Source organism: Thalassotalea coralli, from assembly GCF_055786205.1.
In genome coordinates, this window is record NZ_JBVVBK010000001.1 from 160,791 (window position 1) to 185,072 (window position 24,282).

Annotated in this window: 15 protein-coding genes; 12 read left to right on the forward strand and 3 right to left on the reverse strand. The window is 39.3% G+C overall.

The window, feature by feature from the left end:
- Positions 1-2: 2 nt before the first annotated feature.
- The 11 genes from ACOB80_RS00625 to ACOB80_RS00675 all read left to right on the forward strand — a co-directional run bounded on the left by ACOB80_RS00625 (position 3) and on the right by ACOB80_RS00675 (position 17,923).
- Positions 3-794 (forward strand): hypothetical protein, encoded by a 792-nt coding sequence (locus ACOB80_RS00625; RefSeq protein WP_473163860.1) that lies wholly within the window; start codon positions 3-5, stop codon positions 792-794.
- Complete coding sequence (tssJ, locus tag ACOB80_RS00630; RefSeq protein WP_473163861.1) at positions 779-1,288, forward strand: type VI secretion system lipoprotein TssJ; 510 nt, start codon at positions 779-781, stop codon at positions 1,286-1,288. Before ACOB80_RS00625 ends, tssJ begins: the two co-directional genes overlap by 16 nt.
- 6 nt (positions 1,289-1,294) lie before the next feature.
- Complete coding sequence (gene tssK, locus ACOB80_RS00635; protein ID WP_473163862.1) at positions 1,295-2,617, forward strand: type VI secretion system baseplate subunit TssK; 1,323 nt, start codon at positions 1,295-1,297, stop codon at positions 2,615-2,617.
- 2 nt (positions 2,618-2,619) lie between these two features.
- Complete coding sequence (locus ACOB80_RS00640; RefSeq protein ID WP_473163863.1) at positions 2,620-3,864, forward strand: DotU/TssL family secretion system protein; 1,245 nt, start codon at positions 2,620-2,622, stop codon at positions 3,862-3,864.
- Positions 3,861-7,229: an ImcF-related family protein gene (locus ACOB80_RS00645; RefSeq protein WP_473163864.1), complete on the forward strand. Its 3,369-nt coding sequence runs from the start codon at positions 3,861-3,863 to the stop codon at positions 7,227-7,229. Before ACOB80_RS00640 ends, ACOB80_RS00645 begins: the two co-directional genes overlap by 4 nt.
- A gap of 13 nt (positions 7,230-7,242) precedes the next feature.
- Positions 7,243-9,255 (forward strand): type VI secretion system Vgr family protein, encoded by a 2,013-nt coding sequence (locus ACOB80_RS00650; protein ID WP_473163865.1) that lies wholly within the window; start codon positions 7,243-7,245, stop codon positions 9,253-9,255.
- Positions 9,256-9,263: 8 nt separating this feature from the next.
- Entirely contained in the window at positions 9,264-9,764 is a 501-nt protein-coding gene (locus ACOB80_RS00655) for a DUF6931 family protein (protein WP_473163866.1), read from the forward strand.
- A gap of 50 nt (positions 9,765-9,814) precedes the next feature.
- Positions 9,815-12,181, forward strand: coding sequence for a hypothetical protein (locus tag ACOB80_RS00660; protein WP_473163867.1), 2,367 nt, complete (start codon positions 9,815-9,817; stop codon positions 12,179-12,181).
- A gap of 121 nt (positions 12,182-12,302) precedes the next feature.
- Positions 12,303-14,075: a hypothetical protein gene (locus ACOB80_RS00665; RefSeq protein ID WP_473163868.1), complete on the forward strand. Its 1,773-nt coding sequence runs from the start codon at positions 12,303-12,305 to the stop codon at positions 14,073-14,075.
- Positions 14,076-14,193: 118 nt separating this feature from the next.
- On the forward strand, positions 14,194-16,320 hold the full coding sequence (locus ACOB80_RS00670) for a PDC sensor domain-containing protein (RefSeq protein WP_473163869.1): 2,127 nt from the start codon (positions 14,194-14,196) through the stop codon (positions 16,318-16,320).
- An 82-nt stretch (positions 16,321-16,402) separates the two neighbouring features.
- Positions 16,403-17,923 (forward strand): EAL domain-containing protein, encoded by a 1,521-nt coding sequence (locus ACOB80_RS00675; RefSeq protein ID WP_473163870.1) that lies wholly within the window; start codon positions 16,403-16,405, stop codon positions 17,921-17,923.
- 89 nt (positions 17,924-18,012) lie between these two features.
- Here the strand turns inward: ACOB80_RS00675 and ACOB80_RS00680 are convergent, their stop codons facing one another.
- Entirely contained in the window at positions 18,013-18,306 is a 294-nt protein-coding gene (locus ACOB80_RS00680; protein ID WP_473163871.1) for a PAAR domain-containing protein, read from the reverse strand.
- A gap of 191 nt (positions 18,307-18,497) precedes the next feature.
- Here ACOB80_RS00680 and ACOB80_RS00685 point away from each other — a divergent pair, with 191 nt between their 5' ends.
- Positions 18,498-19,811 carry an alpha/beta hydrolase gene (locus ACOB80_RS00685; RefSeq protein WP_473163872.1) on the forward strand — a complete coding sequence of 438 codons (1,314 nt, stop codon included), beginning with the start codon at positions 18,498-18,500 and terminating at the stop codon, positions 19,809-19,811.
- Positions 19,812-19,934: 123 nt separating this feature from the next.
- On the opposite strand, the gene ACOB80_RS00690 is transcribed toward ACOB80_RS00685, so the two are convergent.
- Both ACOB80_RS00690 and ACOB80_RS00695 read right to left on the reverse strand, forming a co-directional pair.
- On the reverse strand, positions 19,935-20,675 hold the full coding sequence (locus tag ACOB80_RS00690; protein ID WP_473163873.1) for a hypothetical protein: 741 nt from the start codon (positions 20,673-20,675) through the stop codon (positions 19,935-19,937).
- Positions 20,676-20,692: 17 nt separating this feature from the next.
- Positions 20,693-24,274 carry a M1 family aminopeptidase gene (locus ACOB80_RS00695; protein ID WP_473163874.1) on the reverse strand — a complete coding sequence of 1,194 codons (3,582 nt, stop codon included), beginning with the start codon at positions 24,272-24,274 and terminating at the stop codon, positions 20,693-20,695.
- Between the last annotated feature and the right edge of the window lie 8 nt (positions 24,275-24,282).

The window sequence follows — 24,282 nt, forward strand, 5'->3', positions numbered from 1 at the left end:
TAATGAGCGCAGCAATGCTTCAAGTAACTGAGTGCCCTAGTGATGTAAAGCTAGTCACTCGTGTTGCGACAGTCAATGAAGATGATGTCACTATCGGCAGTTCAATAGAATGTGACTTAATACTGACAACAACTGAGCCTACCGAAGACAGTATTTGGGCGACGGTATTTTCTGATAAAGAGAAAGGCGAATATGTGCTAAAGCCGCATGGGGACGATACGTTAATAAATGGTCGCCCTGTTGTTAGCGGCTCAAGTAAAGCCCTTGCTGACGGTGATATTGTGCAATTGTCACAGTACACCATTTTGTTTTCTTGTCAGCAGTCAGCGTCTACAAAATCTGTAGAAGTTGCCGTTGAACACCATGATGTTGAATTTGATGCTAATAATATTTTGTCGGGTCTTGGTGATAAGCCTGAAGAGACGAAAGCGAGCTTTTCACAGAGAGTAGACGATCCTTATTTGGAATATGATGAAATAGCCAATGCCGACAGGCATGAGCAGATGGTTGGTACGCCTATAGATGAATTAGCTGACAAAATAGACCATCTCGTTGAAATAACGCAAAATCCATGGATTCAACAAAAGAAATTGCTTAGTATGTTGGATGGCGTAGTGGATGAATTTATTAAAGAATTTGACCCTGTGCTTATTGAAGATATGGTGGGAAATCCTGGCTTTTTCGGCAACGGTAAAAACTGGGAAGCTTATAAAAAATACTATAAAAGAAAGTGTGATGAAGGCCAATTTAAGCGCCAATTTAAAGCACTATTAATCGAATGTTTGCAAAAATAATAACAACAGTTTGTTTATTTGTTCTGATAACGGCATGTTCAAGTGATGACGTGTTGAGCCGCTACTCTTTACCGATAAAAGTGAGAGTAGAAGCTAGCGATAAACTTAATTTCTCGAATAATACGGCAAACCCAGTAGCACTTAGAGTGTATCAACTGTCAAACGCTGAACGGTTTAAACAAGCTGATTTTATGTCGTTGTTTAACTCAGACAAACAGCTGTTGGCGGAGCAATTGGTAGAGTTAAAGCGCATCTATCCGATCATGCCATCGAGTAAACAAGATTTAGAAGTTAAATTGTTACCGACAACAAGATTTTTAGCCGTGGTTGCTGAGTTTACTGATTACCAAAACTTAGTGACAACAGCAGTAATTGAGCTTCCCGAAGACGTATCACCAGAGACTGATATTTGGTTGGGATTACAATCGACAGGTGTTAGACTTAGTGTCATAAAAGAGGAAAGCCTGTTAGATAAAATAATAAATTGGGATTAATTAATCTTGAAAAATAAAATCGTATGGCGTGAAGGGACGTTTCTATATCCACAGCATTTTCAGCAGATGGAGTCCCACCTTGAATCAAGCTTGCAAGCATCTACCAATATGTTGGCAGGTGACTTAGCGCCACAGTTTGGTTTATCGAAAATTTCCTTTAACGAAGACACCTTTAAGCTAGGGCAGTTATCCGTAACTTACTGCCAAGGACAATTGCCTGATAATACGTATTTTGAATTAACAGAAGAAGTGGTGTTGGATATCCCTGCTGGCACCATAGATGAAATCGTTTATCTCGTGGTACCCATGCACTTAATGGGGCGTAATAATTTTGATAACCAAGCCGATACTTCTCGCTATAAAACCAAACACAGTCGCGTGTACGATTTTAGCTCAGATGACCAAGATCAAATCGAAGTTGAAACGGCAAAACTGAATATTGGCCTTAAATTATCTGATGATAACTTAGAAGGTTACAGCAAGTTAGCTATTGCTAAGGTGCTTGAAGTCGAAGATAGCGGTCAGGTGATTTTAGATAAGTCGTTTATACCGCAATGTTTAACGATAGGCGCATCGGCATTTATTGAAGAAAGGTTGAAAGAGTTAGATGTATTGGCAAACGCTAAGGTGAATCAGTTGATGACTCGCCTACAAGCAGCCGTTGATACACAAAAATCTCTCGCGTTATACCAAGATCAACAGTTACTCAATACCATTTATCATTGGCTTCCTTGGTTAGAAGCAATGCTTAGCTCTCCAAACTATAAACTGGGTCGATTTTTCTTAGAGTTAAAGCAATTTGAATCAGCACTAGACAGTGTTAACTTGCTACCGAGACAGGCATGGCAGCCATTAAATACAGACAAATTGTTTAAACAAATTCAGCCTGTGCTGAGTAATATCAAATCTGCTCTTTCTATAACACAGCATATCAATGTGGTTGAGATCCCGTGGGATGATGCCTTGTTTGCTAGCAGAAGAATGATGCTAGCAAAAATCAAAGGAGCAGAAATTGATGGTAGTACTCGACTCATCATTGCGGTTACTGCTGAAAACGGTCAAATCACCAAAGATATCTTTAGAACTGGATTTAAACTGGCGGGTAATAAATCCATTGTTAATTGTTTAAAGAATGCCACGATGGGCATCGCGGTAAACGCTCTGCCGTATCCGCCACCAGAATTAAAAAGCCAGGCCATGACTTACTATTTCCAGATCGATGCAAATGATGCGTTATGGCAACAAGTGATAGCACAAAATGAGTTGCTAGCCTTACATGTAGACAGTCGTATCTTTGTCGACGAAGTAAAGTTGTTCCTGATTAACTAAACATGACTACGGTGAATTACACCGTTAATCAATTTGCGTTGGTTGACGAGAAAAATGAAGCATTAACGCAATTGCTAACACGTTTTAGTTGGCAGGATGAGCCTTTACTCAAATTATGCCTACCACTGTTTCCGCAAATTGATGTGATTAGTTGCCTTGATGACGCCGCAACCATGGATGCGTTCCGCTTTAATATCGTAACGCGCCTCAAACAATTAAAGGTGCAAGGTCGCGAGCTACAGCAGCCTGCTGAGGTTCTCGACAAGTTAAGCTTTATGTGGGCAGCTTTTTTTGATGAGCGCGTTATCTATGAAAGTGAAATCGACACCATTCAATGGGAAAATAACACATTAGTTAGTCAGTTGTTTGGTATTCGAAATAGTGGTGAAACCTTTTTTACTTTGGTTAAACAATTATTGGAAAACCCTGGCAAGAATATAGATTTGCTACAAGTTAGCTACTTTCTATTGCAACTTGGATTTAAAGGTAAATATCACGATAAACGTGCTGTTGAATTAAATCAGTTTATCGCTGAGATTAGTCATGTACTAAATGAATTTGGTGCGCTAAAAAGTAAAAAACTGGATTACAGCTCGTATAGCCATGAAGTGAAAAAGCCATATCGCTTGTTACTGAAACGTGGTTTAAGCCCAAAATGGTTTTGGCTCTTGTGTGGTATTGCTTGTTTAACTGCCGTTATTTTTTATGAAACAGAGCTTCGAAAATTGTATGCGACGCAACAGCAAGAATACGTGGTGATGGCAGCAGAAACCATAAGCTATATGAAAAGTATAAAACCAGAACCACATGTAATTGAACAAAGTGATTTTATCGGTCAAGGTGCATTGTCGACAACCGCACTTTCTCAGAAAGATAGCGGTGTTGAGAAAGAAATATTTGATTATGTTGTTGAAGAGACTAGTGAGCCTACTTCAGAAAAAATCGATAGCGCTAAAAAGCCAGAAAGCATAGGTAAAGACGTAAATAGCGCTGTAAGCAACGATGAAAAGCCTCAAACAACCAATGTTGCAAATTATTTTGTTCAATTAGGTGTTTACTTCTCTGAGTCGGCAGCTAAGCACTTACTTAAAAAGTGCGAAAATAGCCAGTATCCTTTGCAAATTGATCAAACAAATAACAAAACTTACGTCGGCTACTTTGTTGAAGGTTTTAGTGAGGCTAAGCAAGTGAGCCAGTACTTCGCTGATTATTGCCAGCAAGAAGCATATATTAAGGAGTACAAGTGACAAGTCGTAAGATAACTCACATTGTTGCTGGCGTTCTAGCCCTTATCGCAGTAGTGTTTGCGATTATTATTCCTGTGTTTGAATTTCAGGTGACGTGGTGGTGGCTTGTGGCAGTTATTGTTACTGTTATCATTGGAATGTATGCCATTCCGCCATTATTCAGGTACACGCTTGCGGCATTAGATCGAAAAAGGCAGCGCCGATATTTACATGCCAGTTACCGACACATACGTAAAAAGCTTAAGCTTCCTAGCGATGTTTATCAAACCTCTTGGTTTTATGCTCGAGCACAAGATTCATGTTTGCAAGATTTTTCGCAATTTCATCACATCGCTGTACCGAATTTACCCGCCAACATTAGCGTTTACCATGTAGAAGGAGCGCTAGTTTGGTTGGTTCGTTCTAATGAATCGTACGACGATGCCTTGTTTATTGAGTGGCTTAAAGAAATTCGTCCTAAGCAACCAGTTAACGGTGTTATGCTCATTCTTGACGCCTTCAGTATTGTACAGCGTACTCATAAAGAGACTGATGCATTTATTGAAGAGTTTAAATTTAACTGTGAAGACTTGTACCATCGAAGTGATATTTTATCCCAGTTACATGTGTTTGTTTCTGGCATTAATAAGCTTGATGGCGTTGCTGAAGCTATTTACGAGCATGCTGAATATGCCGATTTATCGATTGATTTGTCTAATGAAACATTAGATAAAACCGATACTTTCACACAGGCGTACGATCAACTATTCAAGTCTTTGTTTGTCGCCAATATAAAAAAAGTGTCACTGCAACTTGATGAAGGCTTTAAGCGCAAACAATTATTGGGGCCTATGCAGCTTCAATACTTGCGCTTATCGATAGAACAGCTTTTTTCACGTCTACAGTCATTTGATGGCTCAGACCTACCTTATAGCTTAACCAGTTTCCATTTAGTGGAAAGCGAACAAGCCCAGCAGCGAATCAACTTAGCTACTGCCCATGCCTTGATAAGTGTCAATCAAATTCACCTGCCTGTTGTACAAGGTGCGAATTTAAAAGTTCAGGCTTCTTTGCAAAAAGCGTTTACCCATGGCGTGTTGCCAAAGTCCTTTAAAGCGCCAGTAAATAAATTTAAAGTCTTTTTCTACTGGCTCAAGCAAGGTGCGATGATTACCGCAGGTGCCGCGTTTTTAAGCTTTGTTACTTGGATTGGTTACCAAAACTACCAGTACAATGAAAAGCTGCATGCACAGTTCGAAGAAGTACACGAGGCCTATAAAAAAACGTTAGATGGCACAGCATTTAATGTTGAAGAGCCCGATACCATTTTATTGCCTCTTACTATGCTTCATAACGCTTACGAAGAGTTTAAGTTAGAAGAGCAAAGTAAGCCTTGGTTTGTACTGCCATTTATTGTCTCAATCGAGCGAGAAAAACATTACAAAGCCCTTTATCAACAGCAGTTATATATGGTGTTCAAACCGATTTTAACGCGATATTTAGAAGAAGAGCTGTTTGTTTATCTTGAGTTAGAAGACTACTTAAAAGTGCTTAATGTGGAAAACGTGTATGAGTCGCTTGCTGGCGCTAACATGAACAACAAAACCATTATTGTTGAGCATTTTCAAGAATCATTTTTAGAAAGCGGTGTTCTTAGTAGAGAGCAAATTGGCGAATTTACCATCTTGTTAGAAGATCTTTTTACCTTAGGTTATGAGCCATTTGAGGTAAACAATGAACTCATTGCTATTGTCGATGCAGAAATATCGACGCAGAATCGTTTTCAGCTGTTATATCAGTATATAGAGTCGTTACCTGAATTTAGCCAGTTAAACGATATTAGGGCGACGTTATTTGGCCAAGATGTACCACAAAATGGCGGGAAAGATCTGCTTTATTTTGACCAAAGCCACGCTAGCTTTTTAGTGCCTAACTTGTATACGCCAGGTGGCTTGTTGCAACTTTCGTTTTTACCTGACTCTGGCTTTTTTAAAACCATGGTCAAACGAAACCATGGCCTATTTAGAAAAATCCCTGAGCCGCGTGATATGGAGCGCCTAGGTAGCTATTTAAAATATACCTATATTAATGAGTATGTCGGCTTTTGGCGTACTTATTTAACCCATATAAAAGCGCGAGAAGGTGTAGCACTTAAAGCGTTGTTAACTCAGTTAACGCAGGAAGAAAACTCTCCGCTTCAGCAGTTAAATACAGGGATCCGTCACTTTGTTAATATCCCGCAAATTACCATTGAACAGCCAGAAGAAAAAGCAGGCGTTCAAGCGCCGAAAAAGTTTGCGGCTAAAGCGAAAAAAGTCGAGGCAGTTGCGAGTAAGTTGATGCCAGAAAAACCAGATATCAACTTGCTAATGGCACAAGAGCAAAATGAGATATCGACTAAAATCAACAATGCGTTTGATGACAATATTTTGCTGTCAGGCACATCAAAGCAAGTCGATGCCATTTATCAAAGTCTGCACAAAGATCTTATCGCATTGAAAAAGTGGTTAGATAACGCCGATAACGAAGTGATTCCAGGCAAAGCATATTTTGAAGATATAACTAAAACTAAATCTTACCAAGAGTTTTCCAGCTTATGGATTAACGCGTATAACCAACCACTCATTGATGGATTAGTTAATGATATCGTTAAACTGAGCAGCCAATACACGGAAAGCAAGCTCGCAGATTACCTAAACAATCAATGGCAAGCGCAAGTGGTTAATCCGTATCAAACTCAACTCGCGCCATACTTCCCATTCACAGATAGTGAGGAGGCGGTAAACGTTAGAGCAATTGATAAGTTTTTCGCGCCAGACAGTGCACTTGTGCAGTTTGAACAACAGATATTGAGTCAATTTGTAGATGTTAAAGGCCAGCGACAGTTAGCATTATTTGGTAAGCAGCACGTGATGACACTAAACAGCAACATCACATCGTTTACGCAAAACTATAAAGTCATTCGCGATGAGCTATACAACGGCAAAGATAATATCAGTGCTGCTATCTCATATACTCCGGTATCTATGGCGCCCGAATTAATGTCTTTTAGCTTAACCACATATGATAAGTCGATTCTGTTTACTCATGGTCCGCTGTTAGGCGCAAAAACCGTGTGGCCAAAGGACTATCAAGAAGGCAGTTTAACCATCAATATGGTAGACGCTAATAACAAAAGAATAACTAAGTCTTTCGAAGGTGTATGGGGGCCAATGCAGATGTTAGCTGAATATCAAAACAATGATGATAGCGACATCATTACCATCCCTTATGAAGGTACGTCAGGCGTTAAATTAAAAGTGAATAATGCGGATAAGCAATCAAGCATTATTAACCCACAATTTTTCAAACGTTTGCAGATACCAGCTCAGGTCGTCGGCGAGTAACAGGGGGCGCAATATGGAAACTTATGTTGCAGGTGGTACGAGTTATTTAGAAGCTACCTCTAGCGCTAACAAAACGATTCGATTAACCAAGTGTGTAGTTGAAGAACATGTAAATGCCAATTTTACTATTGAAGCACAGGCAGTAACTGACGGTGATGACTTAGCCAGTTTGCTTGGTGAAACTCTGACAATAAGTTGGTTTCAAGATATCGCCGGTAGAGCGAATGAGCTTTTAAATTACCACGGCTATGTCACTGAAATTATAGAAGTAGACGCAAATGCTGATAACGTCCGTGCTTTTACTCTTATTTTAAAGCCTTGGTTTTATTTATTAGGTTTTAACCGCACGAATCGCATATTCCAAGGCAAAGCCGTTAAAGATATTCTCTCTGATATTTTTGATGGCGCAGGATTTAAAGGCCTTTATAAGTTTGGCAATATGCCGTCGACGCAACGAGAATATTGCACTCAATATCAAGAAACTGATTTGGCTTTTGCTCACCGTATTATGGCGGAAGCTGGTGTTGTTTATTATTTTAGCCAAGAGGGTGGCAAGCATACCCTACAATTACAATCGGCAGATAGCTCCTTTACTAAAAACAGCCAAGCAACGTTTGATCATGCCTTGGTTAAAGAAAGTGATAATTTACTGTTAGCCACTTGGCAACCTAAGCAACGACTAACAAGAAAGTCGTTATCGGTGTCTGGTTACAACGCTGCGAAAGCAAAAATTGAGTCTGGTACTGGTACGGTAAGCACTAGTGGCGTAACGACATATACCAACAAAAATTTTGAATACCATGGCTTGCCGACTGACAAAGGCGACTATTCCGACGCTTCTACCTTGGCCAAACAATTAAGTGCTAGTGAAGAAGGTCGCTCGCAAGACATTACGGCAACAACAGACACTAATGTAGTGATTATTGGCCAAACGCTTACCTTAGCAAAGCATAACAATAGTGCCTTTCAAGGCGATTATAATGTTTTAGGGTGCAAGCACACCATTGACTTATCTGCAGATACAACACAAAGCAGCTACCAATGTGAAATTACCTGTCGTAGCACTAAAGTTAACTTGTCACACCCATTTATCAGCAAGCCTAAAGCGCCAGGATTAATGAGTGCTGTTGTGGTAACCGATTCAGGTACATCTGATAGCAAAGGTGACTTAAACCAAGATAAAGACGGGCAGGTTCGTGTTCATTTTCAATGGGACGTTACTGACGCTAAATCTGCTAGCTGTTTACTCCGCGTTGCGCAAATGATGGCTGGTAGTCAAGCTGGCATGCAGTTTATTCCTCGTATTGGCGATGAAGTACTAGTTGATTTTATTAATGGCGATATCGACCAACCAATTGTGGTAGGTAGTGTGTACAACGGTAGCAATGCTCCATTGTATCCAACCAAAGATAGCACACAGTCAGGTATTCAAACGGGTTTTGCTGAAGATACACGTCATGAGCTTTGTTTTGACGATAAAAAAGGCGAAGAAAAAATCTCGCTAACCTCAGGTAAAGACCTTGAAGTTACAGTCACTAATAATGCAACAACGCTCGTAAACGCAGACGATAAGCTGACTATCAAGAAAACCCAAACGACAGCAATTGAAGACAAGCAAACTATCACGGTAACCAATGACTATGGTTTAACCGCAGACAAAATTAGCTTGGAAGGTAAGAGCGAAATTGAACTAAAAGTTGGCAGTAATAGCATCAAAATTACCAGTTCAGGTGTCACTATAGATGCGTCAAAAATTACCTTGTCTGCAAGTGGAGATGTCAGCATTTCGGGCACTAATGTTAAATCTTCAAGTAAAGCTGCTACATCTATCAGTGCAACTTCTAACCTAGATTTAAAAGCGACAGCTCAGGCCAATCTGCAGGGTACTGCTGGTGTTAATGTTAAATCAACTGCAATGGCGAAAATGGAAGGCACAGCAGGTGCACAGGTGAGTTCAACGGCGATGACCAAAATTAGTGGTGTCGCCATGACCGAAATCTCAGGCGCTTTAGTCAAAATTAACTAGGTAACAAGATGAATATCATTACTCCAACTATCGTCAGCCAGTTAAAGCAACCGAATATTGCTCAGATCTTGTCTTGTTACCCGGTAACCGAAGAAGCATCGGCGGTTATAACGGCAGATTTAACACCAGCTGACGCGGTTGAAAAGTTACAACAAGCTGAATTAGAGCGCGATGCCATGCAGCTTATTGCTCACGGTTTACCTGTTATGCAAGCGATTCGCTGGGGATTAGATTGCCTTCGTCAAAAACAAGACTGGCAAGATGATGACGTACAAATTTTTGATTGTGTTGATCGCTGGTTAGCATCGCCAAATGAAACATTGCGCATTCGAGCTCAGCAATTAGCGGAGCGCAAAGGCCTTGAACACGCAAGTTCTTGGATAGGATATGCTATTTTTTGGTCTGGGACTGGCTCAATCGTGCCGCCTGATTTACCTGCGGTAATGCCACCCGACAGTATGGTGGGCCATGCAGTTAATGCTTCATTATTGATGGCAATGGTTAAGTAGAATAATAAAACTGGTACTGCAGAGTTTGAACTTCATAGAAGGAATTAGTCATGTTAGCGAGTAAAACAAACATATTATCCGATTGGGAGTCGCTCACTTGGATCAGTTTAACGACTAAACGTAGTTCATTGTTAAAGGCGCTCGATGCTGCCATAAAAAAATATAACCACACCAGCACTAAAGCTAACCTTCAAGAAGTTAAAGATAAATATTATCGTTGGATACTCTGTAAAGAGAGTAAGTATAACCCAGACAATGTCGGTGAAAACGGCAAGCTAGGCTGGAAAGGTACGATAAGAAACCGAGCTGAAACCGGCTACCCCATAGAAGTGCTACACAGCGTACTTTTTGATGTTGATTCACAGAAAGAGTCAGTAAATTTTGAAAGTATTTTGTTGCGTGAATCGCGAAAAGACACGGTAAAAATCTTGTATGGTGCGGAAGTTGAAACCTTTAAAAAGTACTGGCTTGGCAAAATCAAAAAAACAGTAAAAAAGAAGGTTAAGTCAAAGGTTAAAGACGAAGCTGAAGAGTTAGCTCAGCAAGCTAAACTGAAATTAGAAACTGAAAAAAATAAACTAATTTCTCAGGGAAAGCTGGCGGCTACTGACCTTATTAGCAGCACCAATATGCCCGTTATTGAAGCTGGCATGAGTAGCAATAAGCCGTTTACTCAAGGCTCTAACACTTTCAAAATTGTAGAAACAATTCGCAAATACTTGTTTGAACAGCTTAAGGCTAGCGTGCAATTTGTCCGCGAAGCTTGGGTGTTTATTAAGGAAGAAATTAAGAATTTGATCAACGGGGTACTTATCGCGGTATTACCATTGATTGGTACATTAAAAAGTATTTACGATGCCTGTGAAGGGATTTTAAAGGCACTGAAGAAAATTGTAGAGCTTTGCTATAACAAATATAAATTTAATAAATCGCTGCCAAATTTTAGCCATCAGTATCAAATCTCTCAGATGATTTCGACGTTATCTAATAACAAGTTCAAAGACGATTTAAAGGGGCTGGCGGCTGAATTGGGACAAGCGCTGATTAATTCATTGTCTGGCGTATTTGCCACTATTCCCGGCTTTGAACAAGTTAAAGGTTTGATCACGTCGATTGGCGGCATCTTAGTTAAAATATATAAAATTTGGCAAGATTACCGTCTGCGTAAGAAATTACAAAAGAACATTAACTATTTAAACCCTTGGGTACCGCAATTACCTGATTTCTTGTTAAAAGAACCCTGCTTAGTGGCCTACGTGATTTCTCGTTCAACTGATTCAACGCTACTGGCGATGATAAATTCAGGTGTTGATATTAGTACTTGGATGCGCACGGCTAGTGCTCATATGGAGCAAGTTAAAAGCTTGAAAAAAATGGCCAATGAGTATTTGGAAAGCTACAACATCGAAATCGAAGGCGCCGAAGATGTGCTTGGCAATGATAGACGCTTCCAAGAAGAAATTGGTGACTTTACCTTTAAGACACATTCGATTCTTACGAAGCCAGTTGATTACGTAGAGCTACTGCGAGAGTTTTATCGTTCTAAACCTGACTTGGAAGAGCCGAAAAAACCAGCGATATTTAGTCAGCCAGAGCCGGTAAAACCAACACCACCACAGCAAAAAACCATAGCAGCATTTGATAAAGTAAAACCAAGTTTTAGCAAACAAGACATTGGCTTAACGAAAATCGACACGCGCTTGTTAGGGCAAACTTATTTGACTGAAAGTGGCTTAACTTCAGGCAGCTTTAATTTTGGTAAACAAGTTATTCCTTCGAAAACATGGGTTTCATTAACTTGGGTTAGGTGGGGCTTTAGACATGCCGCAACTAAACATATCGATACGGCGATTAAAGACTATGCCGCTATGATAAAAGTGGCAGCTAGTAGGCCTGTTCCCGTTTCTGTTAGCCAAATTGATAGCTACTTGGTGGAGCTTTCAAAGCGCTCACAGTTTTTAAAACAGAAGATTATATTTTGGGTAGATGAGTGGTTTAAAGATAAAGAAAGTAGGAACCACAAGCAAAGTAAGCGCTTGCCTTATATGAAGCATTTACGGTCACTAGCCAATCGAGAATATGCTGACTTGCTGTCGATCAAGATCCAATATCAGCAATGTAAAAATGTTCACGCCAGTAATGTTAGTGGTCAGAAGGGCTTTGAGCAAAAAATGTCGCAATATCAGCGAGATTTGTCTCAGCATAATGAAATGGAAGCGCGAGAAAATCTTGCGTATCAAAAAGCATTACAAGCCTATAACGATAAGATGAACCTTTTTGAAACAGAACGTGTTAAGTATCAAAAAGCCTTGGCTGCTCACGAAAAAGCGGTCAAGCAATTTGAGTTTCAAAAACGTATTTATGGAATGGAAATGACCATGTGGGAAAGAAAAGGTCGCATATTGGGAGCGTTATAGCAATTAATTGTGGAGCTTTGCTTTTACAGAGTAAATTCCCGCTTTGTCGCTATACTGAGTATAACTTTGTTAACAATTTGCTAACTTACATTAAGTTTGTTAGCTAATCCTTGGAGTTTTGATGTCTATTCTTCGCAAACTAAATTTAGCTAGCCGTAAAGTGGGTAAAGTACTGCACTTGGTTGATGGTGCTAACTACGACAAATTACGCCGTTTAGATGCATTAATTACCCGCATTAACGGGGTGCGCAATAACAATAACCGTTCTTTTTTAAAGGCAATTGAAAAAATCACCGAAAAAGCAGGTGGCATCAAAGAATTCAAGAAGCAGGAATTGTCAAAGTTAGATAACTTTGAGTGGGTGTTTTACTTAACAGATTTGCAGTGGGATAGCCTTTGTTATCAGTGGGAACAAACCAAAAAGCTTCTGCAAGAAAATAGAAAAAATCCATTTTCTGAAGAGAAACTAACCACTACTTTCAACGAGCTTCAAGGTCCGCTAAACAGCAAAGTTAAGTGCTTTTTAGAGCTGTATAAAGACCAAAAAGTGGTTGATGATTATGGCAAGTTAGATGAATGCTTTAAAGGCGCAAATATTAGCTACACAGCTCAGCCTCCTTTACCACAACAGCAAACTAAAAATGCTAACGAGAAAGATATTTGGGCGATTTTGCAGGCGCTTAAAGAAGACTTTCGTGAAGTTGGTTTGATCATGAAAAAGCAAATGCTGATTTTTGCTAAAACGCATTTAGAAGCCATCAAAGGCGGTGCTAATTTAGAATCTTTCAATAATATAGATAATGTTGAAGCTCTACTGCCAATTGCTGAGCGTGCGCGTAAACGACAAATCGTTGTTAAGCGCTCAGGGTGGCTTGCTCCTTTAAAAGATATTTACAACGCATACAAAGTTATCGGGTTAATTGATAAAGAAACTCGGTATCGCGGTGCATTTGATGAGGGCTTTAGTGGCTCAGCTAACCGTGCAAAATTGCTTAAGTATACGCAAGAGATGGTTACAGGGGTAATCGCTGCGGTTACCACTACGGTGGCAACCATTGCTGCTATGGGGGCAACCTTAATACTGTGTATTCTTCAGTGGATTAAGGTTTTTGATGTTTTATCTTCTTTTGCCACGCTGATTCACAGTTTTATCAAGGCGAAAAAGAAAGACCCTAACGTTGACTTAACTAAATTGGATTTTCGCCGCTTAAGCCAACGTTCTAAAACTGGTGCAATTGCGATGAGTGTTATCAGTACAGGTTCAAGTGGATTGAGTGCTGGTTTGCATGTCGACGGTATGATAGAAACAGGCGCGAATGTGTTAGCTATGGGTAAAGCTGGCTACAAAGCAGGAGCCTCTGTATGGAGTGGTAAATCAGCGGTCAAGAATGTTAAGAATTTTAAAGACGACATGCACGACACATCAGATGGCGCAAGTAAAAAGGAGTTACTGAAAGCAAAATCTAACTTAGCTAAGCGTTTAAAGAATGTTGAAGAAATCAATTTTACTTTTAAAGATCCACTGAAAAACCATGAAGAGTTAGAGCGAAGAGTAGAAAACGCAAAATCTGGTCTGAGAAAGTTTATGGACTCTATGGTGAAATTGGCTAAAAAAGCGTTTAGCTATTTAGTGAAAATTCTTACCCAGTTAATTAAGTTTGTGCTTGGTGTGCTTATTGCCTTTGTTGGTATTGTCGGCGTGCTAATTACCGGCATAGTGTTACTTTTCCGTCGATTCTGTCAGCTGGTTGGCTCTTCAATGAAAAACTTTATGGCGAAAGCCAAAGGCGATATTCAGCAGGGCTTAGAATATTTGAGAATGAAGTTAGTACAAGAAATTCTGGATATAGATAAACGCTTGAAAAACAGCGCGATGCAACTAAGTACCAATTAAAAAGGGCGCTGGACACTAACTGGGCAAGTGTAACAAAGTGTAAATACCTGACAAAAATGGTAAAGTATTACGCTTTGTTGAACTTGATTTCTGTTAGTTAAGCGGTAAGTAGAAATAGATGCAATTTAAAGATAGTAAAGGCGTAGCATTAGCCAAAAAAATGGGTGGTCGATTTATAACGCCTTTCTTGATCACCGGTATTTTAGTTTGTCTTATCAATTCCTTTATAGCGTGTTTTTTACTCTATAAAGAATCGAGTGTTTTTCAGCAATCGGTGCGCACCGAAGTAAAAAATCAAACCGTAGACGCAGCATCGCAAATTAGTGAAAAGCTGGCGGTTATCATGAGCGATGTGAATAATTTTGCCGACCGTATAACCCGTCTTGAAAACAAAGACGATGCACTTGGCTTTTTGCGTCATGAGTATTATCAAAACAGTAATCTTTTCTCTTTAGCGATCACCTTTAACCCTTACGGTTACGATAAAACCAAAAAGTATGTAAGTCCTTACTATGAACGTTTGTCTGGTGAAGACAAAGAGTTTGAGTTAACAGGTTATGACGAACAAAGTGTCGAGTTTAGTTGGTATCACCGTCCGCTCACCGAAGGAGCAATATGGACTGAGCCCTATTATGAGCCGTTAAACAATGTTTTGATGGCGACTTATTCAGTGCCGTTTTACCAATCTGAACAAGCCAAAGAAAACGGTGAGAAACCCTTAGGTGTTATCCCTTCAGATGTTTCCTTAGATCATTTAACTGCTGATTTAAAACAGATTCAATTTGGCTCTGGTGGCTATGGCATTATTTTTTCTAGCAAGCAAAACCTTATTTCTCATCCAGTTTTTACCCATGTTAGAGAAGGTGAAAACGTTAACTCATTAATGCAGAAAGACGGGTTTCAATACTTAAGTAAAATTGAAAGCTGCTTTGCAGAAGATTTAGAGTTCGCTTTTTATAATGGCGAAGTAATGGATAACGACGAAGATTATGCTGCTTGTGTCACTATCCCGCAAACTGACTGGATATTAATTACTCGCATGTCGGCTGACATGTTTGAGATGGACAAAGACTACCGTCGTAAAAGTAATATTGGCGCAATCAGCTGGATAGCTGCGTCAATTATCATGATTATCTTGTTGTTGACGCGATACCATAAAATCAACTGGTCACAGAACAATGTATGGATTTCAGTGGTTCTGATGATAAGCACTATTGCTTCGCTGGAGTTTGCCCGCAGTTTAAATACCTTGGAAGAAGATAGTACCGTAATCATAACCAATACCGCGCAGCGGGAAGCTTTTATCAGTAATTATGATGCTCTGCTTACTCAAATGCGCCTTGATCACCCTGAATATATTAAAACCGGCTTAATGGTAGATTCACTTGAGTTTGTTAATGCCAATAATGTCCATTTAACTGGCACCGTGTGGGAGCGATTTGAAACCCCTAGGCCAAAAGATGTTCTTCCAGAAATCGCTTTTAATGAAGCAATAGAAGCCGATCTAAAACTTGCTTATCGCCAAGTACTTAAATCAGGTGAAGAAGTCGTTGGCTGGCACTTTTCCGTCGTATTGAGGCAAGAATTTGATTACTCTAAGTACCCGTTTGATCACAAAAATATCGTTGTTCGATTAACTGCCAGTAATATTGGTAGCAATGTTGTTTTAATTCCCGATCTAGAGTCTTATGAAAAGTTAGGTAAAACAGATAACCCAGCTGTTGCCTCAGACATCGTATTAGAAGAGTGGAAACTAAAACAAAGCTACTTCAAATATACCTATCAGCATTTTAATACCAATTTCGGTATCGATAGCTTCGGTAACCAAGATATCAGTCCAGAGCTTGATTACAGTATTAATATAGAGCGTTCATTTTTAGGCCCGTTTGTTACTACTTTACTGCCTGTCATGGTAATGGTGTGCTTGCTCTACGCCTGTATTGTTAGTATGCCGTATACCCCTTATGGTGAGCTGAGAAACAATATTACTGCTGTTGTCTTCACTATTTTATTAGCACACTACAGTATCAGGGAGCACTTACAAATAAACGAAGTGGTCTATTTCGAAGTGTTTTATTTCTTGCTATATGTCATCGCTTCTTTGTTTATGTTAGTGGCACATCATTACTACCGTGCTAAAGCATTAGACTATAACGCTAAATACTATAAACGAGTGGCAATAGTGTGGTACTGGCCACTGCTTACCTCGTCAATTTATATTATTACTATTTGGACATACTACTAGTTTTACAGACTACACTTATGACTGTTAGCGCAACCAAGTTGCGCTTTAAAAAAAGAATAAAAAGTAAAAAAGGTATTAATTTATGAAGCTCCATCGCCCAATAACGTCGCTGATCATTATGCTTGGCTGTATCGGTGTAACACTTGGTTTTCATCATCATATTGCCGGTTATTATGTTAAACATGCTATCGATGCGGAGCTAGAATTTTTATTAGAGAAGCTTGAAACCCATGTGGCTGAAGCAATGGCGATGAATGACGAGTTTGAAAAAGAACTTGCCTTTGATTGCTCACCTTCAGATATAGAAAAAATGCAACGAGCGGCCTTTACTAGCCCACACGTTAGGCTATTTGAAGTTCATATAGATGATGGCCTCGAGTGTTCAAGTCATGGTGAAGCGGTTGAACAAGACGAAGAAGAATCGTGGAAAAATTTACATGATAACGTCTATATCGGCTCGGAATTAAATCGAATTACTCACACACACGATTTAACCGTTATTAATAAGGGCACAGGTTATAAGCTTATTGCAGACATCGAGCCGATTCATATTCCCAAAGCATTTTGTGATGAGTGTGCGGTACTAAAAGTGCAGCTGGGTAACTTTGATATATTAGTGAGTGACGTCGACAGCCAGACAGAAGACTTGGCGGTTTCTGCTTTCATTTATTCAGACAAATACCCTTTTTCACTGTCTCTAGCGGTATCTAAAAACTACTTATCTCCGGTTGTTCACTGGAGTGGTTACGTGAGTTTAGGTATCGGCTTTTTCTTAGGCGTTCTACTAGTGATTGGCATGCAATTCTTATTAAGCCAAAACCAAACATTAGAAGCGTTAATTAAACGTGGGCTAGAGAAGCATGAGTTTAAGCCTTATTACCAGCCGATTGTACATTCTAAATCAGGCACTATTGTAGGTTGTGAAGTTTTGGTTCGTTGGGTTAAAGACGACGGCACGGTAATTCCACCGTATCAATTTATTCCGTTTGCGGAAGATTCAGGATTAATTATTCCTATTACAGAACAGCTATTGTACCGCGTCGTTCGAGATATAGGCTTGTTAGGGTGGAAAGGTACTGATAAGTTCATGAGTGTCAATATCGTGCCTGAACATCTTTATAGCGACGATTTGTATGAAGAATTACATCGCCTTAAAAATGACGACTGGGACTTTAAAAACTTGTCGTTAGAGGTAACCGAGCGTCGCAAGATTGAAGATATGAAAACGGCGAAACAAACGCTGAAGAAGTTCTATGAATTAGGTATCGATTTGAAGTTAGATGATGCTGGTACTGGTTACGGTGGCTTTTCTTATGTGCAGGAGTTAGGTATTTCTACCATCAAAATCGATAAGATGTTTGTTGATGTTATCGGCACTGATGACATGAAAAACTCAGTACTAGCGTCGATAATTGCTTTTGCTGAAACGTCTTCAATGAAAACCATTGCCGAAGGTGTGGAAACACAAGAGCAAGTTGAATATTTAAAACAACATGGTGTTTATAAAATCCAAGGTTATGTTTACGCTAAACCTATGCCAATTAAAGAACTCATTGATTGGAAGAAGATTGCGAAAAACCTAATAAAAATGGCTAGCGATTAAAGCTAGCCACTTGGCGTTCATTTGTTAACTTTGCGACGGGATTGTGACTAGTAATTCAAGCTAGTCACAATGTTTTGATTAAAAACTAATTAGCCAACTAAAACTGTTGGCATGCCTAAAATTATATTTCCGCCATGCGCCGTGGTATCGCCCATTCTAACGGCTGGCCTGCCACTTATTAGCACACTGGTACTGCCTTTTACCACTGAATCTGGTGGTCCAACACATACTGCTATATCACCAACAACAGAAGCAGGCATACTGCCGATAAGGACATTTGGAACACCGGGACCAGAAATAGGGCCGCCAACATGAGGGACAACACCTGTCACCTGAGCACATACGTGCATGTCTGTTAATCGAGAGACGGGTAAACCTGGCATAATTTCTCCAGTATTATTAAATTCATTGGGTTAGATAGTATCACTCACCAACAGAAAATTCACATATTTGCTTACATTCCATTCCGTTAATCTCAAAAGCGGTCGTTTTAACCGCAACTGGCTATTTTTTAGCAGGATTAATATCTAACGTAATTGTTTTCTCAATTTTCAAAATTAAGGGATAAGAGGCCATGAAAGTTTCTAATATTCTCGTTGCTATTTGTTTGTGTGCAACAGGTTTAACTGCAATAAGCAGCACTGTTTATGCAAGTAATGAGATTCAAGCTAAGGTAACGGCGAAACAACATGATTCTGCCAAAGCATTAGCGTTTACATCACACGTTTTAAATGCGACACAGTCTGTAGAAATATACCTGCCTGAAGGCTATGAGCACACCGCAGAACATATCCGTTATCCCGTTATTTATACATTAGATGGATGGGTGTTATCTGAATCGGTAAGTGGTGTTATTGGCCATTTAGGGAAAACAGCATCCATGCCAAAAGCTATCGTCGTTGCAATTACTGCTGATAATGATTACGCGTATGGACCTGAGCTTTACGCAAGTAACAGTGGTTGGGGTAACGATCCCGCTCAGCGATTAAGCGGTTTTTCCGGCGGAAAAGCCGATCAATACTTAAAATTTATGCAAAAGGAATTGCTCCCTTATATCGACAGCAACTACAAAACCAATGAGTTTAGAGCATTAATTGGCATGTCGCCTTCGGCAACATTTGCTCTTCATACATTTTGGAAAACACCTGAGCTTTTTGATGCACACTTTGTCTTTGCCGCAACGGATGTACTCGGTATGGGCTACTCTCCAACCACAACCTTTGTTGATAAAATTACGGAGAGCTTGGCGAAAAATCCAGACAGAAAAGGTTTTCTGTACATAGCATCTGCACAGCGAGAAGTTGAAAATAAACCGGTTCGATTAGAAAATATAGCGGCTTTAGAAAAAGCACTAGCGCCTTATACAGCCAAGAATTTTCGTTTAAGGGCTGAGCATATCGACAACTTTGGTCATTACCCTATGGCGATTCCAGGTTTGTTGTCAGCGATTGATTTAGTTTTTCCACGAAAAGAGTGGGGCATGAGTGGTCGTTTTAAGCACTTTGTTAACGAAAATGAAAATGCCCTAGAAAGTGTACTTTCATATTACGATAAACTAAGCCAAAGTGTTGGCTTTAAAGTGTATCCAAATGCTGACCTTAGAAGAAATGCCGCTTGCTATCGCGTTATGGGCTATCGACTACGCAACAACAAATTTTATGATGAATCTATCGATGTGTATCAACAGTGGATAAAAGACACACCTAACGTGGCAAAACCTTTTGCTGGCCTTGCGCAAACCTATGCGGCAAAAGGCGAGATGGATAAAGCCTTAGTCGCTGCGGAAAAATCGGTGAAGCTAGCTACACGAAATAAATCAACGTCGTTAGCTTATTACCAGAAAAGCTTGGATGAATTAAGAGCGAAGGCGACTGGAGCAGGTGAGTAAAGCGATTAAAATGAATTGAAGGGACCGCCCTGTTTGATTGTTAGTCGTTAAATAGGGCAGTCCAATGATTCATTAATCAAATATCTCAAAAGCGTCAGTAGACTATTTTTATGAGTTAGTGAGCTAAAGGCTCTTGTTTTGGGTGAAGTCAGAGAACGCACGAGTAGACTTTTCATCAAAACTACTGACAAACATTAGCTTTCCTTTTTTATGCGATTCAATTGATTTTACGTGAGTAACCTCCTCGCCGGGCAAAAAACTAATATGCAAATCATACTGGGTTAATTTTACCGTTAAGCTGGGCGAAAACGTTTGAGCTAACTCAATGTCGAGAGATGCTAATTTACCTGTTTGTCTGTTCACGTAAAGAATACCTGCAAATTTATCTGATTGTTTTTTTTCAAACATTGGCAGGGTTGGGGAAAAGCTAAACTCAAAAAATTTATCACTAGAGTTTTTCAACCTTAGACTGTTTAGATCTATGATTTCAACGTGAGCCGTATCCACTGGAGGCTCGTCACTAGAGAGAGCTGCCATTGTTTTATTGTATTCATCCAAAATTTGAGGGCTGGGTGGCTGATATTGCTGCTCTATAAGTTGCCATTGTTTGTTCATATGCTCAGATGGCCTGAATTGTTGAATTCTTTGTTGTAGCTGTCCATTCCCTTTATCTAATGTTGTTTCTACTGTATATCCCCAGCGCATATCATCGGCGATAGAGTGCCATGCAATGCCAGCAATCTGTTGTTCTACTGAATTTAATACACTTGTTATTACTTCTTCATTCACCTTACTTTGGCTTGAGTGACTCAGTGCCAATGCAGCAATGAATGTTATTGTTTTGGTTATATTTAGGTATGTCATGTTAAAGCCTCATAAGGTTAAATTGATGGGATTAGCGCACTGTTGTCGTGTTTCTGTCGATCGATAAACAAGAAATAAGGGTCTAGCTGAATGGATGTCGGGGCACTATCGAGGTCGACTGAAACTCTAACAAGCCCATCACTAAGTTGCGCTTTACCGCTAAAAATAAGATTAGAATCGCCATGATCATTTTTGCCATAAATGTCAAAATCAACTAATTGGTTTGAACCAGAAATAATGCCTTCAATGGATGTTGAATAATCAACTTCTGAAAGAGATACAGAAAATGAAAGTTTATAGGCTTGGCTAGCATCTTTTTTTAATGCGATATCTGAAACAGCTAAATCATATAGGTTGACTTTAGTTAACCATTTATTGATATATTCTTCTTCTGCATGATCTTTAAATAACGCTAAAAAGTGGTGATTTGTCGCGTAATTATCGTCAACGAATGCTTTCTCTTTTAGTAAGCTTCCAAGGTACTGATTAAACTCTTCCTCTCCGACTTTTTGAGCGATAGCATATAAAGCAACTAGTGCTTTTTCATAGCGAAGATACCGTTGGTCGCCCATTTTCAATAAAGGCTGTTCTTGACTAGCAAATTGACCTCTGGCCTTTAAATATCGAGTTGTTGCCCTGTTTAATTCTGCTTTTACATAGTTTTCACCATAAAGTTTCTTCATGACTAACAGTGAAGCGTATTCAGCGAGAGACTCTATAAGAAAAGTTGCACCTTGAGCGTTCGCGGTTTTCAATTGATGCCCCCACCATTGATGTGCAACTTCATGAGCGACAATTGAAGAGAGGTCGTCTAGATGACCTTTGTTCTCCAAGTTTTCTTTGATTCCTGCATTTTCAGAGAAAAATATAGTGGCAGGGTAGGCTCTTGCAAAACCTCTATATGGTATTTCAGCTATAGTGAGTTGCTTAAATGGATACGGGGAGAACTGTTCAGAAAACGTATTTAGCGATAATTGAGCTGTCTTCATCATTTGCTCAACATTAATGTCGTGATCTTCATGATAATAAAGAGTAATTAGCGTGCCATTTTCGGTAACACTTTTCTTTTGGTAATTGGCTGAAGAAAAGCCAAAGAAATTAGTTGTTGGTTTAGTTACCTTATAGTGAAAGTATCGTCTGTTATTGTCTAACCACTCTTTTTTTAGTTCACCTGGAGCAACCGCAATCTGGTTGCTTGATGTAGAAACAACAGCTTCAAAATTAACTAAATTTGCATCTTTGGCCATCAAGTGTTGATGGTAAACTTTGTTTGCTGTTAGAGGCTCTCGAGTAGGGAGAGGAGAAAGGCCCATTTCCTTTCTTCTAACAGGGTCCGATAACGATAAGTCATGGTTAAAGCCAATATATGGAAACATGGCTTCAGAATGAAAGTAACTACCATTGGAGACTAAAGTAATATCGAAATCTTTATTCTTAAAGCCTGTTTTTTCAATATAACTATTAAAAGACAACGTTAGTTTCGCATTCTTTTTAAGAGGCTTTTTCAGAGAGACTGAAAAAGTATTAAATCTGGAATCGTGCTTGATTGAAGCATCGCTATTAACCGATATGTCAGTTTGTAACTCCTGACTTGGCATAGTGACAATAAACCTATGAATATCCGCTTGGTGAGGATTTGTTAAGGTAAACTTTCCACTTAAACCAATTGCTCTATCTTCTGGGTAGAAGTCAACTTTCGTTTTAATGTCAGTGATCAAGGGCGCTTGGGCATTACGGTATGACGCGTAGTTTTTTTCATAATTGATTTGCCAGCTGTCACTGTCGGTAATGGTCTGATATTGATTAAGAATATTGGTATTCCAAAATACGTAACAAGTGGAAAAACCAATTAGGGCCACAGTGGTTGCAAGTAATTTTCTTTCTGATCTGGAAAGTGTGTGCCTAAGCTTAACTAAGGGAGATAATTTACCCTGCTCCAGACCTGCATTGAAGTAGCTGTAACCGATGAATGCTAAAAATGCCGAAACTAAGCCCCAGTGTATTAACATCGCTTGGATATTTTGTAGGGTATAATCAAAGCCGTTAAAGTCGGAGTATCTAATCGTTCCCAATGATGAGAACTTTAACAATACATGTTCTAACCCTACTTGGTTGCCAACCGATGTGGCGCTAACTAGCATGAGTGTGGATGCTATTAGAATCCCTAGGTATTTATTATTGATAATCAAATGCACGGTAGTACTCAGTATCGCAAGGTAAATCATAGGTAATGCATAGATTGGAACTAAGCTTAAATATAATTCCCACTCTATTTGGTAAAAGCCATTGACGACTTGGTAAGCTACTGCTGAAAAGGTGGCGACAAACAACAGGCTTAATACCAATATACTCAAAGTCGCTAATTGGGATAAATAAAGCGCCCAGCGAGATGCAGGTGTTGCATTGATAACCTCAAAAAAGTAACACTCTTTTGCTCTATGGATAATTTCTGCTGAGTAAAATGCGACGGTTAATATACTGACGATTTTCAAAGTAAGCACTATTCTTGGGACAAGTAAACTTGTATAAGGGTGCTGAGCACCAACAAGTGATCCCATTTCAATTGCACTAATAAACTGACCAACAAGCAAAACAATAGTAAGTAGTACCAATAGCCCAAAAGGTAAGCTTCTAAAAATACTAGAAAACTCAACATTGAAGCTGTGTTTGAAAGTAAGCCAACTCGATGAACTTTTTTGTAGTTTTTCAGTTGAAGTGCTAGTTTTACCTACATGTTTTGCAATTTCTAATTTTTTATCTTGTGCTTTATTTGTAACGCTAGAAAAGCGCTTGTGTGAGGACTGTTTGCTTGAAATTGCGACAAAAAGTGCAATTAAGCTTAACGTTAACCAAAGAACACGGTTAGCAAGTAAGTTGCCTTCCAATGCTACAAGTTGTGTATTTTTTTCCTGTAATGTCCAAAAGGATGTTTGCTCTAAAAAAGCAGAGACAGCAAAGGGGTCAAGTAAGCTAGACAAGGTAATTTGATAACCAGAAATTTCGCTAGATGCGGTAAACATTGGAGAGTCTAAATAGGCATTTACCGACATATAAAAAATATAAATAGCTAAACCCGATAGGTAAACCCAAAGTGTTTTGTTTATGTGCTCACCAATTAAAAATAGCGTAGAACAAATCAGCAGTAGATTGGGCAGTAAAATGAAGATAAAGGGCCAAATTATGTGAGAAAATGACCAAGCGCCGTTAATTTCTGCGCTATTTGTACTTACCATACTAGGTAGCAAGTAACAAAGATAAGTAAAAGTTGCTAAACCTAAAGTTGTTAGAAATAAGCTAACAAAGCGACTTAACTTTAGTTGCTGTCTATTTACTGGTGTCGCCTGAATTAACTCTAAGAGGTGACTGGTTTTATCTCTCAATAATGAACATGATGCTAGAAGGGTTGCTATAGCAATCAAAGGCAAAGACATCATAGTGAGAAAATAGGTTAGGTTTTGTGGTGAGTACAGTTGAACTCCACCGCTAATGACAACTTTTCCCGATAGTAAATAGCCAATAGTGATAGCAAGTAATAAAGCTATTATACAGGCCGGCTGACGGGCAAAATAATAAAGTTCAAAGCGTAGCAAGTCTTTCATGTTCATTC